The 21,902-nt window shown below is 52.6% G+C and carries 12 protein-coding genes; 4 read left to right on the forward strand and 8 right to left on the reverse strand.

What is annotated here, in order from left to right; translation table 11 throughout:
• Positions 1-78 precede the first annotated feature (78 nt).
• Entirely contained in the window at positions 79-2,412 is a 2,334-nt protein-coding gene (locus MCON_RS02375) for an ATP-dependent DNA helicase (RefSeq protein WP_013718449.1), read from the forward strand.
• Between the two features lie 42 nt (positions 2,413-2,454).
• Here the strand turns inward: MCON_RS02375 and MCON_RS02380 are convergent, their stop codons facing one another.
• Positions 2,455-2,799, reverse strand: a complete 345-nt coding sequence (locus MCON_RS02380) for a DUF555 domain-containing protein (protein WP_013718450.1) — start codon at positions 2,797-2,799, stop codon at positions 2,455-2,457.
• 512 nt (positions 2,800-3,311) lie between these two features.
• Between MCON_RS02380 and MCON_RS15040 the strand changes: the two genes are divergently transcribed.
• The gene (locus MCON_RS15040; RefSeq protein WP_013718451.1) at positions 3,312-6,623 is read left to right on the forward strand and encodes a hybrid sensor histidine kinase/response regulator; all 3,312 of its coding nucleotides are present in this window, start codon (positions 3,312-3,314) and stop codon (positions 6,621-6,623) included.
• Positions 6,624-6,654: 31 nt separating this feature from the next.
• Here the strand turns inward: MCON_RS15040 and MCON_RS02390 are convergent, their stop codons facing one another.
• Positions 6,655-7,368, reverse strand: coding sequence for an RNA ligase partner protein (locus tag MCON_RS02390; RefSeq protein ID WP_013718452.1), 714 nt, complete (start codon positions 7,366-7,368; stop codon positions 6,655-6,657).
• Between the two features lie 101 nt (positions 7,369-7,469).
• Between MCON_RS02390 and MCON_RS02395 the strand changes: the two genes are divergently transcribed.
• Together MCON_RS02395 and polX are read left to right on the forward strand one after the other, a co-directional pair.
• Positions 7,470-8,195, forward strand: coding sequence for a DUF128 domain-containing protein (locus tag MCON_RS02395; protein WP_157863636.1), 726 nt, complete (start codon positions 7,470-7,472; stop codon positions 8,193-8,195).
• Between the two features lie 40 nt (positions 8,196-8,235).
• Positions 8,236-9,969, forward strand: a complete 1,734-nt coding sequence (polX, locus tag MCON_RS02400) for a DNA polymerase/3'-5' exonuclease PolX (protein WP_013718454.1) — start codon at positions 8,236-8,238, stop codon at positions 9,967-9,969.
• 39 nt (positions 9,970-10,008) lie between these two features.
• Here polX and MCON_RS02405 read toward each other — a convergent pair whose 3' ends face one another.
• From MCON_RS02405 to acs (MCON_RS02430), 6 genes are all read right to left on the reverse strand, one after another.
• Entirely contained in the window at positions 10,009-11,286 is a 1,278-nt protein-coding gene (locus MCON_RS02405) for an adenylosuccinate synthase (protein WP_013718455.1), read from the reverse strand.
• Between the two features lie 45 nt (positions 11,287-11,331).
• Complete coding sequence (gene mptN / locus MCON_RS02410) at positions 11,332-12,231, reverse strand: tetrahydromethanopterin:alpha-L-glutamate ligase (RefSeq protein WP_013718456.1); 900 nt, start codon at positions 12,229-12,231, stop codon at positions 11,332-11,334.
• Positions 12,232-12,650: 419 nt separating this feature from the next.
• Entirely contained in the window at positions 12,651-14,621 is a 1,971-nt protein-coding gene (acs, locus tag MCON_RS02415; RefSeq protein WP_013718457.1) for an acetate--CoA ligase, read from the reverse strand.
• 535 nt (positions 14,622-15,156) lie between these two features.
• Positions 15,157-17,148: an acetate--CoA ligase gene (gene acs / locus MCON_RS02420; RefSeq protein WP_048131716.1), complete on the reverse strand. Its 1,992-nt coding sequence runs from the start codon at positions 17,146-17,148 to the stop codon at positions 15,157-15,159.
• Between the two features lie 350 nt (positions 17,149-17,498).
• Entirely contained in the window at positions 17,499-19,487 is a 1,989-nt protein-coding gene (gene acs / locus MCON_RS02425; protein ID WP_013718459.1) for an acetate--CoA ligase, read from the reverse strand.
• Positions 19,488-19,857: 370 nt separating this feature from the next.
• Positions 19,858-21,876, reverse strand: coding sequence for an acetate--CoA ligase (gene acs / locus MCON_RS02430; protein WP_013718460.1), 2,019 nt, complete (start codon positions 21,874-21,876; stop codon positions 19,858-19,860).
• Positions 21,877-21,902 lie beyond the last annotated feature (26 nt).

The following is a 21,902-nucleotide window of genomic DNA, read 5'->3' on the forward strand; positions in this document are numbered from 1 at the left end:
GTCTTTTGCAATGGTTTCTCCCCTATTTCTTCCGTGCTATGGATAGCATTTATCTGTTCCCAGTGGAATCATGCCTCTGTGTACCTGGATTATTTGCCCTATGAGTCTCTCCGGCCTCACCAGGACAGGATGCTGGACGCAGTCTATGATGTGGTGAGCAGAGGAAATCAGGGCATTCTGATGATAGATGCTCCCACCGGCACTGGAAAGACGAGCTGCATCAGCGCTGCTCTGGCCGCCGCTCCGGGAAAGATCGTGGTAGCGGTGAGAACCGTCTCTCAGATCGATATCTACATCGATGAGATCAATCGAATTTGGTCCAAGACCCGCCACAAGCCGGAGATCGCCTATATGGTGGGAAAGCAGAGGATCTGCCCTCTGGAGGGCGAGTTCCGAGCAGAGAGCGTCTATGCCGGCTGCTTGAGGCTTAGAGAGTGGACGAAAAACTATGTCTCCTCGAAGATCGGCAAGGGCAATGCAGCCATCTACGATCCTCATGCAGATAGCATTCCCGAGGAGGAGCCTGGCTATAGGACGTTCTGCCCGTACTACCTGCGAAGCAGAGAAGGCTTTGAGATAAATGGATCTGTCCATTTCCGCCGATCCGCCAGGGCCCTGGATGTGGTAGAGGGCTTGAAAAAGAGGGTAACCGCACCCTCGGGGCTTATGGACTCCTGCCAGGGCATCTGCCCCTATGAGATCATGAGCCTTTACGCCAAGAACAGCGATATAGTGATCATGAACTACTCTCACCTCTTCAGTCCTGACTTCCAGGACATCATCTTCCAGTGGCTGGAGATGGACTCGGAGAAGGTCACCCTGATCATAGATGAGGCCCATAACCTGGGAGATGCGGTAAGAGCAATGAACTCACGCCACCTCACCCAAAGGATGATAGATCTTGCCGAGACCGAGGTGGAGAAGTTCGAGGGCACCTTGGGGCAGGCCAGGCTGGAGGAGACGAGAGAGGAAGCCTCCTGGAGGAGAGAGGGAATCAGGATCATACGACAGCTCCTTCCCAGGCTCCGGAGGTTCCTTCAGAGCCGGCTGGATAGAATGCCTGAGGGCGAGGCCCTGATGGATGCCGATCTGTTTCGCGCCTTCCTCTACGATGGGATCGATGACATCGAAGACGCGTTATCATATTTCTCAGATGTTGCAGTGGCAGTCGCCGATCTGAACCTGGCGGAAGGAGATAGGGAGAACCTGCAGGGGGATATTCAGCCCAGCCTCGCCCTGGTGCTGCTCTTTCTCAGAGACATGGAGACGGCGGAGACCGATATCGCTCTTCAGAGGAAGATCGTGGTCACCGGTGTGGGAAAAAGGAAGCTCGTCCGGCTGGAGGTCAATAACATCGATCCGGCGGCCAACATCCGGCGGATTACAGACAACGTCAATGCCACTATCATGCTCTCCGGCACCTTCTCCCCCCTGGAGGCTTATGAGCTCTACTGTCTGGGAGAGGAGGGCAGAGCAGAGAAGCTCAGCCTGCCCAACCCCTTCCCCAAGGAAAACCGCCTCCTCCTGGTGGCTAAAAAGGCCACGACCCAGCTGGAGCAGAGGGAGGATATGGACAATAGGGAGGAGATATCGGGGCACATAAGATCACTGATCGAGTGCGTCCCGGGAAATGTGGCGGTGTTTTTCACCTCTTATCCCATGATGAACAATTACCGGGACGTCTGTCTCTCATCCTCAAGGAAGGTTGGAAAGAAGCTCTGTGTTGAGCCCCGCAGCGCAGACCAGGTCCCTGAGCTTCTGGATCTGTTCTTCTCTTTAGGGGCCAGGGGCGGGGGGGTTCTGACCGGGGTGTGCGGTGGAAAGCTGGCAGAGGGGATCGACTATAAAGGCGAGGCCCTGAAAGGAGTGGCAGTGGTAGGGCTGCCTTTGTCGGCATACGACGAGATCCAAAAGGAGATCAACAGCTACTATACCATGAAATATGGCAAGATCAAAGGTATGCTCATCGCCTACACTTTGCCTGCGATAAACCGGGGGCTGCAAGCTGCAGGAAGGGTTATCCGGGCGGAATCCGAAAGGGGCGTCCTGCTGTTCTGCGACCGCCGGTTTGGATATGACGATCTCGGGGGAGTTAATCAGTTCCTTCCAGGCTGGGTGAGGGAGGAGTTGATTTTGGTGGATGCCAGAGAAGGAGGGGAATTGATCCAAGAGAAGATCGCGAAATGGCAGATGGATAATTATTCCGGAGGCAATCCAGAAAGAGACTCTGAAATCCTCCCTGCAGGCGATTTGAAGGGCGCTGCCCAGAAGAGAAGAGCTCAGGAGAGCGGCAGGAAGGGAGATGAATCCTCTTCGGCCAAGAGGGCAAGGCCGCGAAGGGGAGGCAAGAGGGATCTGAGGGAGTTGGCAAGATCTCTAGGCCTGGGGGATCCCGGTTCCAAGAGAAGCTGATACCAAGAGACCCAGCCCATGTGGAGGGATGAATCGGAGAATCTAGCCGATCTTTTCTGTCTCCAGCACCCGCAGGGGAATGGTGCCCAGGGCCTTTCCAACCGTTGATTTTGCGATCCTTCCTGCATGCTCCTCGCTCTCTGCATTGAAGATCTTGATCTCAAATAATAGCGCCACCAGTGCCATGCTGGCGACGAGGAAGACGCCGTCTAAGGGCTCATTGCATTCCGGGCAATCCCATTGGCCCACCTCTACCTCAACAAAGTCCATCTTTCTCTGGTTCAATCTCTTTCCCGCTTCAGAGATGGCCACACCGATAGCATCATCCTCGGTCTTGACATCTCTGACCAGCCAGGCACCCTCCAGCAAGACATTGAAATTCGGCATTGCTCAAATGCTAGGAGGATGTATGATATCTACTTTTTCCGCCAGAAATTTTCTTTCTATACTACTTATAAAATCATGTTACCATTCTCAATAATATACCGCTTATAAAAAATCGTAATGCTATATATTTTGCGAATACATTATCATTACGGACGGATATGTTGTTATATTAGAAAGCTGAAATATAGAACCTGAGTGGAGTTGGGATGGTTGGTCAAGGTCTTGTTCATTATAGAGGTTGATATCTGATAAATGGCTCTTCGCTGAATTATTTGGGTGAGTTCAGGCAGAGAATATGGCTTCTGTTCCTCTGTGTCTCTGTGGTTGGGTCAGAGCATCGCGATTCACCACAGAGGCACCGAGACACAGAGAACCAGCGATTCAAGTTCACCCATACAAAATAACGAGGAGCCTGATATATCATCTTAAATCTGATCCAAGCCGGATTCCTTGCCATCCCCCGTTCAGCTATACAGACGGGCGAATTGCACTCTGGATGATGATGATATTGATTGCTCCACATTGATGATGCCATCATTCAATGGAAGACGAAGATGAATAACGCAGCCGAGACGGTAATTGTCGCTACTGACAATTCGGAGAGCCATGCGGGCGAGCCGCCAGATTCATCCGAGCGGCGCGCATCCAGGCGGGTCTTTCCATTTCGCTATTCATTGGCCATCGCAAGCACAATTGTCATTTGTTATGCCCTGGTGATGTTCATCTTGAGGGATGATCCAGAGGCGACAGTTGCTTTCACAGACCTGGCGCTCATCCCAATAAACGGCATGGCTGCATTAGCCCTGCTTTATGCGGCTGCTTCTTCTTATCAGCAGAGAAAAAAAGTATATCTGACCTGGCTGATCCTCTCTTTAGCGACATTTAGCTTCACCATGGGGGATGTTATTTGGGCTTATGAAGAGACCATTCTCAAGGTCGACCCATTTTTTTCCATCTCAAACGTCTTCTTTCTGGCATACTATCCTCTATTTCTATGGGGGATCTTCGTCCTCCCCTCTTTGGAATTATCCTTAAAAGAGAGATTCAAGATGGCCCTGGATTTCGGAATAGTAATGTTTGCCGGGATAATCATATTCTGGAACTACATAATCAGTCCAGTTGTTCAGGAATCAGCAAACTACGACCTTTTCACATTGCTAATCTATATCATTTATCCTCTAGGGGATCTGATCTTGCTCTTCTCTGTCCTGGAGCTTCTCTTCAGGAAGATTCGGGGCAATGAACAGACCTCATTGCTCCTTCTTGCTGCCGGAATGATCGGTCTGATTATAACCGATTCCATATTTCTACATTTGTCATGGTCTGATTCCTATGCAGCAGGAGGTCTTCTCGATCTGGGCTGGCCATTATCCTATGCACTGGTAGGTCTTGCGGGCATGTCTCAGGCGGATGTTGTATCAAAGAAGAATTCCTTCAAGATACCTGAATTCGGGGAATTCCGCTCAGGAGGGCTGACCTGGCCACTCTACCTTCCATATTTATTCGCAGCGGGAGCATTTGCTCTGCTGGTCTGGAGCTATGAAAATCCGATTGGCCTTTCCTTCGCCAGCTTATCCTGGGCAGTGGGGATGATAATCGGCCTGGTCATACTGCGACAGATACTTGTTCTGAACGAAAATGTCAGCCTTTATAAAAAAGCTCAGAAGGATATTCAGGAGAAAGAGCTGGCCAGGGCCGAGGTCATCCGCCTCAACGAAGAGCTTGAAGAAAGGGTGGCCCGGCGAACCAAGCAGCTGGAGGATACCAATAGAGATCTGAATTGTGAAGTGCAAGAGAGAATACAAGCGGAAGCAGCCATGAGGGACTCGGAGCGCAGGATGGCGGATATCATAAACTTCCTCCCGGATGCTACCTTCGTCATCAATAAAGAAGGAGTGGTAATTGCCTGGAACCGGGCCATAGAAATGATGACCCAAGTCAAGGCAGAGGATATTTTGGGAAAGGGCGAATATGAGTACTCTCTGCCCTTTTATAAAAAGCGAAGGCCAATTCTGATTGACCTGGTCACAAATCAGGATCTTGATGTAAAGGGCTGCTATGAAGAGCTCAAGTGGCATGAGGATGGCAGCCTGGCTGGCGTTAGCTTCATCTCAAACCTCAATGGAAAGTTGACCTATCTGCAGGGTAGTGCAGCGGTTCTGTACGATTCAGAGGGTAATATCTATGGAGCAATCGAGTCCATTCGCGATATCACTGACCAGAAGATGGTGGAGGAGGACCTCAAGAACTCCAAAGAGAGAGCCGAATTAGCCACAAGGTCGAAATCCAATTTCCTGGCCAATATGAGCCATGAGATCAGAACGCCAATGAATGCCGTCGTTGGCATGACCGGCCTGCTCCTGGAGACCGATTTGAAGCCTGAACAGCGCGAATACTTGGAGACCATTCGAACCGGCGGAAACACCCTTCTCGCCATTATCAACAATATCCTGGATTACTCCAAGATCGAAGGAGAGAAGATGGAGTTGGAGATCTTACCATTTGATCTCCTGGGCTGCATAGAGGAGTCGATGGATATGGTGGCGGCGAATGCAGCGGAAAAAGGCCTTGAGATTGCGTATTTCCAGGACGATGATGTGCCCAGGTTTATATTGGGAGACCAGATCCGTCTGCGTCAGATCCTGGTCAATCTTCTGGGAAATGCCACCAAGTTCACTGAGAAGGGAGAGATCGTCTTATCCCTGAGCACAACCCCACTGGATGATGGAAGAATCGAGCTGCATTTTAGAGTTATGGATACTGGAATCGGCATCTCTCAGGAGAATCTAAGCCGTCTCTTTCAATTCTTCACCCAGGTTGATTCCTCAACCACAAGGCATTATGGCGGCACAGGTCTGGGCCTGGCCATAAGCCGCAGGCTGGTGGAGATGATGGAGGGAAGGATCTGGGTAGAGAGCGAAAAGGGAGTGGGAAGCACCTTCCATTTCACCATTCGCTGCCAATTGCATCATGATAATAGCCGCTCAGAGCCTGGAGATTCGATCCTCTCCGGCAAGAGGGTGCTGATAGTAGAAGGCCATAGGTCGGTCAGAGATATGCTCTTCAGGATGGCCGGCTCCTGGGGAATGGAGGCTGTAGCTCTAGCTAGAGCTGAAGAGGCCATAGAGCTCATGACCAGAGGGACAGCGATATCCGGGACCGGGCAATTAAAGAGCAATTCATTTGATTGTGTAATTCTGGACACCGTTCTGCCGGACATGGAAGGCCTGCTTCTTGCCCGGAGGATCAAGGATTTGAGCGTTGCCTCCTTTGTGGTGATGATAAGCCATATGGGAGAGGAGGTAGTGAAGGATGATTCGCTCTCCGGATGGCTGACCAAGCCAGTGAAACCGCGTCTGCTAAAGAGGCTTCTTATCGATCTAATATCTCCGCCTAAAAGAGAGCTCCAAGATTTTGAAGCTCAGTCCGTTTCATCCAAAGATATAGCCCGCGATCTGTCTATCCTTCTGGCGGAGGATAATCCCATAAACCAGAAGGTGGCGCTCATAATGCTGAGACATCTCGGCTATAAGGCCGATGTAGCCAGCAGCGGTCCTGAGGTCCTGACCAGTGTGAAGAGAAAGCATTACGACGTCATTCTCATGGATATACAGATGCCGGATATGGATGGCCTTGAGGCCACCCGGCATATTAGGGAGATGGATGGATCAGTCTCGCAACCCCATATCATAGCTATGACCGCTTACGCTCTGGAGGGTGATCGAGAGGAGTTCTTGAAGGCCGGCATGAACGGCTATCTGAGCGAACCGATCCAGTTAGGAGAGCTGAAATCGGCCTTGGAAAGTGTGAAGCCAATAGATTAGATGAGATTATAGAAAAGATGATTAATGTTGATCAGATCATTCTATCCTCTTCTCTCTCCTCTATAAAAAGCTCCGGCAATGCATTCATGTACTCTTTTATCATTATGGGAAAAGATCTGGATTCCATGAAGCGCAGACCCAACTGCTCTGCCCAGCGCTGTATCCCCAAATCTTGGGAGACGACTGCAGCATCCAGCTCCTTGGCCAGCAGCAGAACATCGATGTCGGGAGCGCTATCCAGAATGCCATAGCGAAGGGCAGCTCTGTACTTCTCCCGAAACTTCCTTATTATGCTCCCCACGACCTCCCTTTCTATCTCATCCCTCATCTCTCTCAGATCGCCCTTGCTTTCTGACAAAGCGATGCATCTGGAGACCGACTCCCATACAGCTTCCTCAGATATGTTCATACCCTTATTAATGCGGCTCCTCATGTAATCCACATATTCATAAAAGATCTTTGAAGGCACCTTGACCTTGTATCTGTCCGGAGTCTTCTTGACCAGCCAGGTATCGACCTTTCCCAGGATGCGAGAATCGCAGCTATTATGCCTGGCAAAATCCTTGATCTCATTGTAGACGGAGGGATATGGTATATAGCAGCTGATTCCCAGGTGAAGCCTGCCCTCTGAAATGCGATCCAGGATGGCGTTCATTCCTTCGCAGATGTCAGTGGCGCCCTCGCTCTCCCAGGCCATGGAGTCTGTAAGTGCAGTTGTATCCAGAACAAATCTTTGGCGCAACATTGCTGAATGTATTGGATCAAGTGATATAAGATAGCTTCCAGAAAGGCCAAAAGAAAGTGCCCCCAAAAAAGCTAATAAAGCCCTATCGCTGATTGGAGGATGTGACCCCAGTGCAACCTCTGGTCTTCACCCTGGCCAGAATTGAGAACCTGATGCATCAGGTGAGCTTCGATCCGGCGGGTATGAAGGGCAAGATCATTACCAATACCACCACGGTAAGAAAGGAGGCTCTGGATGAGACCCTGGCAGTCTTTTATGATACCATCAACAGCGGCCTGGCGGTGTCGCCGATGATCAAGGTCATAGAAGGAAAGGGGAGGATCAAAATCAAGACCGCCTGCAGCCTGACCCTTTGCGCCGTAATGCTCAAGCATGGCATACCGGTTCATCCCAAAGGAGGAGGTCTGGTGGAGGTGGTTGAGAGAGAGCCGACCAGGTTCACAGATATGCTCATGTATTGGGCTACGACCGTCGATCCCATTGATGTCCTGACCGCTCAAGGGCTGATGAATATCACAGGGATGATGCGCACCGGGAATGGCCGGATCTTAGGTAACCTTCACGAGGCACCTATGCTCGCCCGGGACAAGATCGAGGATGTGCTTGAAGCTCTGGCCCAGGCGGGATTCGCCGGGGTGCTGGAGCTGGGCCAGCCGAATATGAATGTCCTGGGGGTCTCAGTGGAGAGGGATCATGTGGGATTGGCACTGGTCGGAGGGACCAATCTTATGGCTGCAGCAAAGGAATGCCAGATAGATGTGATGCATGAGTCGATCAGCGACCTGACAGATATTTCTGAATTGAAGCATATAGAAGAGCTTCTTTAGAAAGCATTATTCTTATACCACAAGTGATCAATCCGTTTTTGTGATCGATTCCGTCAAGAACCGCGAGATTGCTGGCATTCTCTACCAAATGGCAGAGCTCCTGGAGCTGCATGCAGAGAATCGCTTCAAGATAATAGCCTACAGCAGAGCTGCAAGGGCAATCGAATCCCTAACAGAGGATATCGAGCAGGTCTGCAGGGATGGAAGGCTGGAGGGCATTCCTGGCGTTGGGAAAGCGATCGCTGAGAAGATCAAAGAGTACCTGCGCACCGGCAGGATTCAGTCTCATCAAGACCTCCTGGCGGATACACCGCAGGGCCTGGCCGAGCTTCTCCAGATCTCAGGTTTAGGCCCAAAGACGGTCTTTATGCTCCATGAGAAGCTGGATATAACCAACCTGGATGAGCTGGAGAAAGCTGCGAGGGAGCACCGTATTCGCCGGCTTCCCAGAATGGGCGTGGTGCGCGAGAAGAATATACTGAAATCCATCGAAAGGTACAGGAAGCGCAGCAATCGCATTCTCTACAGCACTGCTGAGAGCATTGTTGATGAGATCCTGACATATCTGGGAGGCATAGAGGGCCTGGAGCATGCCACTGCCGCAGGAAGCTACCGCCGACGAAAGGAAACCGTTGGAGACATCGATATTCTGGCCACTGCTGCAAGGCCGGAGGAGATCGTGGCGGCTTTTGTGAAGATGCCTTTAGTAGAGGAGGTCCTGGCCAAGGGTCCCACCAAAGCGAGCGTCATTATGAATGATACCATCCAGGTGGACCTGAGGATAGTCGAGCACCGGTCCTATGGCACCGTGCTTCAGTACTTCACCGGCTCCAAGGAGCATAATGTCAGCATGCGCCAGCTTGCTCTCGATCGCGGCTACTCATTGAGCGAGTACTCCCTCACCCGCTTGGCCAATGGCCAGGATCTGTTCTTCGATCAGGAGGAAGAGGTTTACCAGGCCCTGGGCCTGCAGTACATACCGCCTGAGCTGCGAGAGGACCGGGGAGAGATCGAGGCGGCGCTGGGAGGGAGGCTGCCCAGGCTCGTCGAGGCGAAGGATATTCGGGGAGATCTGCATGTCCATAGCATCTGGTCGGACGGCAGAGCCTCCATCATCGAGCTGGCCCAAGCCGCCCGGTCTCTGGGCTATGAGTATATCGCATTATCCGACCATTCCCCATCGGTAGGCATCGCCGGAGGGATCGGACGAGAGAAGATGGAGGAGAAGATCGAGGCGGTGGCAGAGGCAAATGATAGCCTGGAAGGGATCACCGTCCTGATGGGTGCGGAGGTGGACATAAAGGCAGACGGCAGTCTGGACTATCCCGATGATCTTCTGGAAAGGATGGATGTCGTTGTTGCCTCGGTCCATATGGCCCAGCAGCAGAAGGAGAGGACGATAACCGGAAGGCTGATCTCGGCCATAGAAAACCAGAACGTAGATATCATTGGCCACCCAACGGGAAGGATCATCAACCAGCGAGAGCCATCGGATATGGATTTTCATGCGGTTTTAGAGGCAGCGGCAAAAACCGGTACCGCCCTGGAGATCAATGCTCATCCCAGCCGCCTGGACCTGAATGATGTCAATGCCCGGGCGGCAAAGGAGATGGGAGTTCAGATGAGCATCAACTCCGATGCCCATGACGCCGGGCAACTTCTAAACATGAAATACGGGATTAACGTCGCCAGGCGAGCTTGGCTGGAAAAAAAGGACCTGATCAATGCCATGGATTTGAAGGATCTCATCCAGTTTCTTAAAAAGAAGCATTAGGAGTCTTTTAGCTCTAGATAAAAGGAAGAGATGCAGATTTCATTCTTCCTCCATATCCCGGAATATGGTCTGCTCTCTTCCCGGTCCAACCGATACCGCAGATATTTCCACACCCAGCAGGTCCTCGAGCTTTTCTACATAATCGCGGGCATTCTCGGGCAGATCGTCATAGTCTTTGACCTCGGTTATATCCTCCGTCCAGCCGGGCACTTCTTCATAGATGGGCTTGCAGCGGGCAAGGTCTGTGGTGCTCTCCGGCGGATAGCCAAGGGTATCGCCGTCCAGATCGTAGCCCACGCAGATCTTTATGGGATTGATGCCCGTGAGCACATCAAGCTTGGTGAGGGCCATCTCAGTGTAGCTGTTGAGATATACGGACTTCAGGCCTAAGACGGCATCAAACCAGCCGCATCTGCGCGCCCTTCCCGTGGTGGTGCCGTATTCTCCACCCTTCTCTCTCATCTGCTCGCCCAGGGAATCGACTAGCTCCGTGGGCATGGGCCCCTCGCCCACCCGGGTGATGTAGGCCTTGATCACTCCCACCACGTTGTCGACCATCACCGGGCCCACGCCCAGATTTGCGCAGGCGCTTCCTGCGATGGTGAAGCTGGAGGTTACAAACTTCTGGGTGCCGTGAATGACATCCAGAAATGCCCCTTGAGCCCCTTCAGCCAGGACGCTCTTCTCCTCAAGGATAGCGATGTTGATCTCTCGCGAGACATCGGCGATCCTGCTCTTCAGTTTCTTTCCGATCTCCAGATACTCATCGATGTAAGGCGCATATCTGACTACAGTCGGGTCGCCGCCCATATCAAGGATTGCTTTCTCCTTGCCAGGCGCGATCTCCTTCAGCTTGGCTTCCAGTAAGGCAGGATCGGTGAGGTCACCCATCTGGACCTCCTCGCGAGCGACCTTGTCCACATAGGCAAATCCAATGCCACGGTTTGTGGTCCCGATCTTTTCCGTCCTCGCCTTCTCACGCAGGCTGTCCAGCTCGATGTGATAGGGCATGATGATCGTCGTCTTGGGATCAATTCCCAAGTCGACCTTGATGCCTTCAGACTCCAGGGACTGAATTTCATTCCATAAAACCCGGGGGTTAAGCACCACACCCGGCCCGATCAGAAGCCTGCGGCCGAAGATCGCGCCGCTGGGAACCAGATGGAGCTTGTATGTCTTTCCTCCCACAACCACCGTATGACCTGCATTGTCGCCTCCCTGGAAACGAACAATGACATCGTAGTTCTCTGCCAGTAGATCTATAACCTTGCCTTTTCCCTCATCACCAAACTGCGCACCGGTGAGTATTGTAAACATACTCCGTGAGATGGCCGGTCACGTAGATAACTATTTTGATGGAAATCATCCCTTTCTGTGATCCAGATTGGAGCAGACATGCTCTGCTATCGCTTCTGTGACATCTATTCCCAGGGCATCATAGATCCCTTTGCCTGAGGGGGTCCCGTTCACCTCTATTGTCGTCAGGCCATCCTTGCTCTCCAGGAGGTCGACGCCGCAATATATGGCACCAACGGCGCGGGCAGATCTCACCGCCAGGTCCTCCAGCTCACGGGTTTTCGGACAGGGGGTGGGCCGGCCACCTCGCGCCAGATTGCTGATCCATTCTCCCGGTGGAGCATTGCGATAGATGGCTCCCTGCAATCTGCCGTCCACCACGAAAGCCCGGATATCGCGCGCTGAGCCGGAGGTGACATTGATAAACTCCTGCAGGTAGACCATCCCCCTCCTCTCCACTATCTCCCTCAGACTCTCGATGTCTGCCTGCTTGCTGCTCTTTAAGAGGATGATATCCTTTCCTTTATAGCCGAAAAGCGGCTTGGATACCGCCGTTTTAAAGGAATAAAGGGCCTCCTCGGCAATCTTTGGGCTGGTGGTGGCCACAGTCCTCGGTGTGGGCACCGAAGCGCCATGCAGCCTCCTGGATGTAGCATACTTGTTTGCCGCACTGGAGATGGCTTCGGGGGGATTGATGACTGAAATTCCCAACTCCACGAGGGCAGTCAGGGCCTCGAAGCGAAAGGAGACATCGACCGCCCCCCGCCTCCCCAGGTCGCGGACCACCAGGGCGTCCAGGTCCAGGAGGTTAACGTCGCCGCAACTAAAATCCAGCCTTTTACCGATTCCGCTTTTAAGCTCTGAGAAATCAAGGAATGTCGCATCCATCTGCCGCCGGGAAAATGAGGCCATTAAAGCCTGAGCCGTCCAGTCGTCCCGGTCGGAGACCACGATTCCAACTTTCATGGGCGAGATTTGGCGATCAGATATAATATCTTGATTGTATCCAAGCCTCCCCGGCGTTGAGGGGGCCAGGGCAGGTATCGAGTGGGTAGCGGGATAATTAACCCTGGTGGTTTACGGAATACGGAATAAAACCGCAGAGGCGCAGAGCGCACGGAGTACGAACGAACGGAGACGACTATTTGCTCATAAATATGCTATTTTTTTCAAGTGCTGGTAATAAGGTAAATTTCCACGTCTCTGCGAACTCTGCGTCTCTGCGGTTAATATTCGTAGCTGAATATTCAAACACATGGTAGTTACTGAATAAAACCTCAGAGTCACAGAGCGCACAGGGGATCATGAAAAAATGTCGAATTCTTGTGACTAGCGCACGAACCCACACTAAATAGCGAGGAGCCAAAAAGAAAAAGTTATTCCGCTCAGCCGAGAAGCGGAATCATATCGAGTGACTTGGGATTGACGACAGAGGACGTGTCGGCAATCTTCTCTCCAAGGGCCCGAGCTTTGATCAAGGGGCGCACAGGCTTACCTGCCTTGTTCCTGGGGATATCCTCGACAAATACCACATCCGAGGGTATGGCAATCGGACCCAGGGTCTTGCGTACAAAGGTCTTGATATCCTTCTGCAGGTTGGCGTCACCCTCTATCCCGGGGTTGAGGACGGCATAGACCACAATGCTCTCGCCCTTAACCTTGTCTGGCTTGCCCACCACAGCAGCGGCTTTCACTGCGGGGTGCTTTTCGGCTGAGGCTTCCACCTCTGCATTGGAGATGCGGTGGCCCGCCACCTTGAGGACATCGTCTCCCCGTCCCAGGGCCCAGATGTAGCCATCCTCATCCACCCGGGCTTTATCTCCGGAGAAATATTTGCCCGGGAAAGTGGACCAGTAGGTCTCATTATACTGGGCTGGATCCCGATAGATCTCCCTGAGCATGGACGGCCAGGGCTCGGTGATGATGATATCGCCTGTGGCTCCAGCAGCTGATGGCTGGCCGTTCTCATCCACTACCCGGACATTATATCCGGGCAGGGGGAATGAGGGTGAGCCGGGCTTGAGCGGGGTTATGGGCAGGGGGGCTATTACCTGAGAGCAGGTCTCGCTCTGGAACCAGGTGTCCATAATGGGAGCAGCCCCGCCGCCCACATACTTCCTCCACCAGATGAAGGCGTCGGGATTCATGGCTTCGCCCACCGATCCCATCAGCCGGACGGTGGAGAGGTCGTACTTCTGCGGCCAATTCGGCCCCTCATTCATGAACATCCTGATGGCGGTGGGGGCAGTATAGATCACACTGACCCCGTACTCCTCGATGATGGAGAACCAGCGGCCAAAGTCGGGGTAGTCGGGTGAGCCCTCGTACATGACGCTCGTCGCTCCCAAAGAGAGCGGTCCATAGGCGATGTAGCTGTGACCGGTGATCCATCCGATGTCTGCTGTGCACCAGTAGACGTCGGTATCCTTGATATCGAAGACCCAGGAGGAGGTAAAAGCGGGGCCAACGCTCGCTCCGGCATGGGTATGAACTATCCCTCTGGGTTTGCCTCCGGCGCCGGCGGTGTAGAGGATGAAGAGAGGATCTGCGGAGTCCATGGGCAGCGTGTCGAATGTTGCCGGCTGGCCGGCCACAAAATCGTCCCACCAGACATCCCTTCCCTCCTGCATGGCGGTCTCCTGGCCGTTCCTCTTTACCACTACCACCTTCTCGATGTACTCAAGGCCGGCGATGGCCTCATCTGCCTGGGGCTTGGTGGCGATGGGCTTCCCCCGGCGATAAGAGCCATCGCAGGTGATCAGGACCTTTGGCTGGCAATCCTCCAGGCGGTCGCGGACGGCTACGGCGGAGAATCCTGAGAAGACCACCACATGGATGGCGCCCAGCTTTGCGCAGGCGAGCATGGCCACCGGCAGCTCGGGAATCATGGGCAGGTATATTCCCACCCGATCGCCCTTCTTGACCCCCATCTTTTGGAGGGCATTGGCGAATCTATTGACATCTCTGTAAAGCTCGTAGTAGGTTATCTTGCGCACGTCACCCACGGGCTCGCCCACAAAGATGTAGGCCAGTTTGTTCCGCCGCCATGATTTGGCGTGCCTGTCCAGGGCATTATGGGCGATATTGATCTTGCCGCCAGTGAACCATTTTGCAAAGGGGGCTTTCCACTGCACAACATCCTTGTAGGGCTCGAACCAGTCGGCATAGGTCCTGGCCATCTCATCCCAGAACTGGACATAGTTCTCAGAGCACCAGGCTCTCAGCTCTTTCTCCGACTTCATGCCCTTCTCCTTCATCCAGGCCATGACATTGGAGCTCTCCACAAGGTCCTCAGGCGGATAGAACAGGCCGCCATTAGGGTTCTGAGCAGAATTTTCTGTTTTATTATCAACCATTTTAAATCGCCTTACTATATTAGAGCTTTAAAAGGCATTATTTGTCTTTATGTGATTTATTCACCTATGATTAATTGTTTGTGACACTGTAATGCCTTTTAGACAATTAATTTAAGTTTCATTACAAGGATATAAGTTTGTTGAATCCTATTTATGATGATATATTCTCTTTTGACTTATTTTATCTTTAATGGTCTTTTAAGCTAGATTTATGGTGTTTTTTCCCATAATAAATTCTTGTTGATTGAGAAAAGCGAATCTATTGGCTATCTGCAATTGCGTCGAATCCCTGGTTTATTCGGAGGTCATGGTTGGATGAGCATTGTTGTCGCAGCAAGCTGGGAGAAATCGGAATCATATGGTCCAGGAGTGCCGATGGTATTGCCCAGATAATGCCTCTGGCGGGAAATATAGCCGTTTATCACGATTCCTTAATTTTGGGCTTTCAAATCAGCAGCATAATTGTAATCATTCATTTTTGCGTCTATTTGGCATGATCCTTGGAATTAATAAAAAAAAGAGGGTGATATCCCGCTTACAGGTCAATGCGCGGGATGTTGTCCACTGACTCGGGATTAGCCAGAGCAGAAAGGTCTCCGGTCTCCTTGCCCAGGGCCTTGGCCTTGATGACACGGCGCATGATCTTGCCGGACCTGGTCTTGGGGACATCCTTCACGAAGTAGACCTTGTCCGGGTAAGCGACCGGGCCCAGTACCTTGCGGACGTGGACGGAGATCTCTTTCGCGAGCTCGGGAGATTCAGCAACGCCATCTCTGAGTATGACGAAGGCCACGATCTTCTCGCCCTTGACCTCATCAGGCTGGCCGACGACGGCTGCCTCAGCGACCTTGGGGTGAGAAACGGCGGCGGACTCGACCTCAGCATTGGAGATTCTGTGTCCTGCAACCTTCAGCACATCATCGATTCTGCCCTGGATCCACCAGTAGCCATCCTTGTCGCGGGTGGCCTTGTCTCCAGCCAGATATGTGCCGGGCTTAACCTGCCAGTACATATCCCAGTACTCCTTCTTGTACCTGACTTCATCTCTGAAGAAGGCACGGAGCATGCTTGGCCAGGGAGTCTTCTGAACGATGTTGCCGCCGTAACCGAGTGGCACGGAGTTGGCATCCTCGTCAAAGATATCGGTGTTGAATCCGGGCAATGGGAAGCACACGGAGCCGGGCTTCTCGGGTGTCATGACCAGAGGAGCGATGACATGGCATCCGGTCTCAGTCTGCCACCAGGTGTCGATGATTGGTGCCCTGTCAGAGCCGATGTTCTTTCTGAACCACATGTAGGCTTCTGGGTTCAATGGCTCGCCCACAGAGGCCAGGATCCTTACCTTGGACAGGTTGTACTTCTTCACGAATTCCTCGCCGGTCTTCATGAACATCCTGATGGCAGTGGGTGCGGTGTAGAATACAGTGACACCGTACTTCTCAATGATAGACCACCAGCGGCCCAGATCGGGGAAGTCGGGAGAGCCTTCGTAGAGAATGGTTGAGGCGCCGAGGCACAGGGGACCGTATACCACGTAGCTGTGGCCGGTGATCCATCCGCAGTCTGCAGTGCACCAGAAGACGTCATCATCGTGGACGTCCATTACCCAGGAGGTTGTCTGAGCGGGTGTGACGGCATATCCGCCGTGAGCGTGCTCAATACCCTTGGGCTTGCCGGTTGTGCCGGAGGTGTAGAGGATGAACAGCCTGTCTTCTGGATCGAGCATGACGGTCTCGCACTCTTCGGACTGGCCCTTCACGAAATCATCATAATAGACATCGCGTCCCTCGGTCATGGGTACTGCTACCCCGGTTCTCTTGACGACGACTACCTTCTGAACGGAGGGTGCAGTCTTCATTGCCTCATCCACATTGGGCTTGAGAGGCAGTGGCTTGCCGCGCCTGTAGAAGCCGTCAGCGGTGACGACAACCTTGGCCTCAGCATCGTTGACCCTGCTGTTCAGGCCGCCGGAGGAGAATCCAGAGAAGACGATGGTGTGAATGGCTCCGATCTTGGCGCATGCCAGCATGGTGATGGGCAGCTCTGGGATCATGGGGAGGTAAGCGACGACTCTGTCACCCTTGACTACACCAGCGCCCTTGAGGGCATTGGCCATCTTGTTGACCTCGATATAGAGCTGGCCGTAGGTGATATCCCTGGCATCTCCAACGGGCTCGCCGATAAAGTGGTAGGCGACCTTGTCCTTCTTGGCCCCCTTGGCATGCCTGTCCACGGCATTGTAGGCCACATTGATCTTGCCGCCGGTGAACCACTTGTAGTAGGGCTTGCCGGAGTCATCCAGGACCTTGGTGTAGGGCACAGACCAGTCAGCATAGGTCTTGGCCATCTCGTCCCAAAACTCAATATAATTATCAGAACACCACTTGCGCATCTCCATCTCAGTCTTGAAGCCCTTCTTCTTCATCCACTGATATGCATTGGAATACTCAATTATGTCCTGAGGGGTGTTGAAAATCCTTGTCTCTTCCTGCAGAGAAGCAGTCTTTGCTGTTTCAGCCAATTTCATACCTCCTTCAAATCTCGATCTGGCGTTCCCGGCTCCCGATTTTGTCAGACTTGGTTTTTGAAGAGAACTCTATAGACCTTCAGAATGTCTCTTCTGGTCGACTTTCCTCTTAATTGCACATCTTGCGCGTCGCAGGGAGCTCGATGAACTTCGAATCGAAGACTTCTTGCTCATTTATAAAGTTATCGCGATATTAATCATCACTTAAATTAATGGTAATTATTTATCACAAGAATACTGAGTTGCCTTGCATTAATTTAAATATTTTTCTAAAGGAATGCCAAAATAAATGCTTAGATGTAAGCAGCACAATAATATGACAAAAAAAGGATATAAAAAAGTATGCCCGCTCAGATGAGCGGGATGGCATCAACTGCATCGGGGTTGGCCAGAGCGGACAGATCTCCGGTGGGCTTTCCTAATGCCTTGGCCTTGATGACGCGGCGCATGATCTTGCCGGATCTGGTCTTGGGCACATCCTTGACGAATAAGACCGTCTCCGGATAAGCAACTGGGCCCAAAACTGTGCGGACATGCTTGGCCAGTTCCTTCTTCAGCTCCTCAGTCTCCTCCTGTCCAGTCCTTAGGATGACGAAGGCAACTATGACCTCACCCTTGACCTCATCAGGCTTACCGATAACTGCAGCCTCCGCCACCTTGGGGTGAGATACCAGTGCCGACTCCACCTCGGCGTTGGAGATCCTGTGTCCTGCAATCTTCAACACATCGTCGATCCTGCCCTGGATGAAGAAGTATCCGTCCTTGTCTTTCATTGCCTTGTCGCCAGCCAGGTATGTGCCGGGCCTGATATCCCAGTAGGTGGACCAGTACTCCTTCTGGTACCTCTCGGGATCTCTGTAGAAGGCCCTGAGCATGGATGGCCAGGGTGTGTTGCTGACGATATTGCCTCCAGAGCCGAGAGGAACCGGGTTTGCTTCCTCGTCCAGGACATCGATATTGAATCCTGGGAGCGGGAATGTCGCAGAGCCGGGCTTCAATGGAGTTATAGGCAGGGGAGATACCAGGAATGTGCCGGTCTCAGTCTGCCACCAGGTGTCCATAATCGGCAACTTGCCAGCGCCAAAGGTGTTTCTATACCACATCCAGGCCTCGGGATTTATGGGCTCGCCCACAGATCCGAGCAGCCTCAGGCTGGAAACATCGTACTTCTTGGCCCAGGAATCTCCGGCCTTCATCAACATCCTGACTGCTGTTGGAGCAGTGTAGAAGACTGATACCTTGTTGTCCTGAATTATCTTGTACCACCTTCCCAGGTCTGGGAAGTCAGGAGAACCCTCATACATTATGCTGGTTGCACCAAGAACGAGCGGCCCGTACACAATGTAGCTGTGGCCGGTAATCCATCCGATATCGGCTGTGCACCACCATACATCATTGTCCTTAACATCAAAGACCCAGTGCAGAGTCTGAGCGGGTCCCACCTGGTATCCGCCATGGACATGCTCAATACCCTTAGGTTTACCGGTAGTTCCAGAGGTGTACAGGATGAACAGGCGATCCTCTGAATCCATCTTCTCGCACTCGCATGCGTCGGACTTTCCGGCCACAAGGTCGTCCCACCAAATATCTTTGCCCTCTTTCATGGGGACGGCAACGCCCGTCCTCTTGCACACCACTACATTCTTCACCGATGGGGTATTAGCTGTAGCTTCGTCGACATTTGGCTTGAGGGGCAGCGGCTTGCCGCGCCGGTAGAAACCATCCACAGTAATAACCACTTTGGCCTCGGCGTCCATGATTCTGCTGTTCAGGCCGCCAGAGGAAAATCCAGAGAATACAATGCAATGAATGGCGCCAATCTTGGCTATGGCCAGCATGGCGATGGGCAGTTGAGGGATCATGGGCATGTATAACATGACTCTGTCTCCCTTTACCACGCCCAGGCTCTTCAGGCCGTTGGCGAACTTATTGACCTCCTTTTCCAGCTGTGCATAAGTGATCTTTTGAGTGGGCTGATCGGTGGGCTCAGGCACGAATATATAGGCCACCTTATCTTTCTTGGCCCCCTGGGCATGCCTATCCACGCAGTTGTGGGTCACATTGCACTTGCCGCCCACGAACCATTTGGCATATGGTGGCTTCCATTCTAGGGTTGAGGACCAGGGCTCAAACCAATCTGCGTAGGTCTTGGCCATCTCTCCCCAGAACTGGATGTAGTTGGCAGAGCACCAGAGGCGCATCTCGCGCTCTGTCTTGAAGCCTTTCTCTTTCATCCACTTCATTACGTTGGAGTTCTCTGCCAGATCCTTGGGTGCCTCGAATATCCTTGTCTCTTCCAGTAAAACTGATGTCTTTGCAGTTGCTTTTTCCTCAGCCAAATTTACAGCCTCCTTTATAATCCCCACGTCTTCCCAACTCTCCGCCTGATCTATCCTGATGCCAGGCAGCCAGCCCAACGCAGCCATCTGGCATTCCTTTTATTATCGCAATAGGGCCAAAATCCCAGCCAGCAGGAGCCATTGGGAATATTGTAGCGATCGATAATTAACCTGTTTTTTCATTTATAAATCTATCGAGGTGACTTAACGTTATGATTGATAATTATCATTATTTAACGTGATTAACAAAACACTAGGCTTTTAGAAATTGCCATATTGTATGGATGAGAACGTTAAAGCAATCAATCAAGACTTGATGGAAAAAGAAGACTTTAGCTCCGCTAATCTGATAAAAAAAATAGGATCCCCATCAGACGATCTTGGGGATCCCATCCACTGCTTCTGGATTCATCAGGGTCGATATGTCCCCAACCGGGTTTCCAAGGGCCCTCGCCTTGACGACACGGCGCATTATCTTGCCGCTCCTCGTCTTCGGGAGGTCGTTGACGAAGTGGACCTCCGTGGGCGCAGCCACCGGCCCAAGGGTCTTCCTGACGAAAGCGATCGCATCCTTTGCCAGCTCAGGGGACGGTTCATTTCCGACCCTCAGAATGACGAAGGCGACGATCGACTCGCCCTTAACCTCGTCGGGCTTTCCAACTACTGCCGCCTCGGCTATCTTGGGGTGAGCCACCAGGGCAGACTCGACCTCGGCGTTGGCTATCCTGTGGCCTGCGACGCTGAGAACATCATCGATTCTGCCCTGGATGAAGAAGTAGCCGTCCTTGTCCCTCTGCGCCTTGTCTCCAGCGAGATAGACGCCGCGGCGGCCGGGAACATCCCAGTAGAACTGCCAGTACTCCTTCATGAACCTCTCTTTGTCGCCCCAGAACGCCCTGAGCATCGAAGGATAGGGCTTCAATGCCACTATGTTGCCTCCGGATCCCAGAGGAACCTCATTCCCTTCCTCATCCAGGATGGATATGTCATATCCGGGGAGCGGGAATGTGCACGATCCGGGCTTCAGTGGCGTGATGGGCAGCGGAGAGTTGAGGAAGGTTCCGGTCTCGGTCTGCCACCAGGTGTCCATGATCTGGAGCTCGCCTCGTCCAATGTGCTCACGATACCACATCCAGGCCTCCGGATTGATCGGCTCGCCGACGGATCCCAGTAGCCTCAGGCTTGAGAGGTCGTACTTATCAGGCCATTCTGCGCCCTGCTTCATGAACATCCTTACCGCCGTGGGGGCAGTGTAAAGGACGGTGACCTTGTGGTCCTGGATGTTCTTCCACCACCTACCGAAGTCTGGATAGTCTGCAGCGCCCTCGTACATGAGGCTGGTCATGCCCAGAATGAGCGGAGCGTAGACGATGTAGGAGTGACCGGTGACCCATCCAATATCGGCGGTACACCACCAGACATCGTCGTCCTTCAAGTCGAAGACCCAGTGAAGCGTCTGAGCCGGTCCGACGGCGTTTCCGCCCGTTGCGTGCTCGATACCCTTGGGCTTGCCGGTTGTGCCGGAGGTGTAGAGGATATACAGCCTGTGCTCCGGGTCAACCCATACCGGCTCACACTCTTCGGACTGGCCCTTGACCAGATCATGCCACCAGACGTCCCTGCCCTCTTTCATGGAAACGTCAACGCCCGCACGCTTGTAGACGATAATCTTCTCAACTGACGGAGCGCCGCCAGCTGCCTCGTCGGCGTTCGGCTTCAGAGGCACCGGCTTTCCGCGCCTGTAGAATCCATCCACGGTGATGATGGCTCTGGAACCGCAGTCAGCAGCCCTGTCCATCAGGCCTTTGGAGCTGAATCCGGAGAAAACCACGCTGTGGATGACGCCGAGCTTGGCGCAGGCGAGCATGGCGATGGGAAGCTGGGGTATCATGGGCATGTAGATGCTGACCCGATCCCCCTTCTTCAAGCCGAGGCTCTTGAGGCCGTTTGCGAACTTATTGACCTCCTTATAGAGGTCGCCGTAGGTGATCTTCTGGACTGGCTGGTCTGTCGGCTCTGGTATCCATATGTATGCAACTTTGTCCTTCTTTGCGCCCTTGGCGTGCCTGTCCACGGCGTTGTATGTGATGTTGATTTCACCTCCAGTGAACCAGTGGAAGTAGGGCATCTCCGAGTCGTCCATCACCTTAGTATAGGTCTTGTGCCAGTCAACGTACGTCTTTGCCATCTCGTCCCAGAACTCGAGGTAATGCTCATCAGAGGAGCACCAAGCACGCATCTCCTTCTCAGTCTTGAACCCTTTCTTCTTCATCCACTGCATCACGATTGACTTTTCTACCAACTCTTTTGGCGGATTAAAGATTCTGGTCTCGTCCTGAAATACTGTCGTCTTCAACTTCTTGTCTTCTTTGCCAGCCAATTTCAACACCTCCTAAATCAAAGCCTAATATTTCG

It is taken from the genome of Methanothrix soehngenii GP6 (assembly GCF_000204415.1).
Classification (GTDB): domain Archaea; phylum Halobacteriota; class Methanosarcinia; order Methanotrichales; family Methanotrichaceae; genus Methanothrix; species Methanothrix soehngenii.

Bases quoted from the DNA above. Each gene is read 5' to 3' on its own strand.
- MCON_RS02390 (WP_013718452.1), bottom strand. From the start codon at position 7,368: ATGTTGCGCCAAAGATTTGTTCTGGATACAACTGCACTTACAGACTCC.
- acs (WP_048131716.1), bottom strand. From the start codon at position 17,148: ATGAAATTGGCTGAAACAGCAAAGACTGCTTCTCTGCAGGAAGAGACA.
- MCON_RS02405 (WP_013718455.1), bottom strand. From the start codon at position 11,286: ATGTTTACAATACTCACCGGTGCGCAGTTTGGTGATGAGGGAAAAGGC.
- MCON_RS02380 (WP_013718450.1), bottom strand. From the start codon at position 2,799: ATGCCGAATTTCAATGTCTTGCTGGAGGGTGCCTGGCTGGTCAGAGAT.
- mptN (WP_013718456.1), bottom strand. From the start codon at position 12,231: ATGAAAGTTGGAATCGTGGTCTCCGACCGGGACGACTGGACGGCTCAG.
- acs (WP_013718457.1), bottom strand. From the start codon at position 14,621: ATGGTTGATAATAAAACAGAAAATTCTGCTCAGAACCCTAATGGCGGC.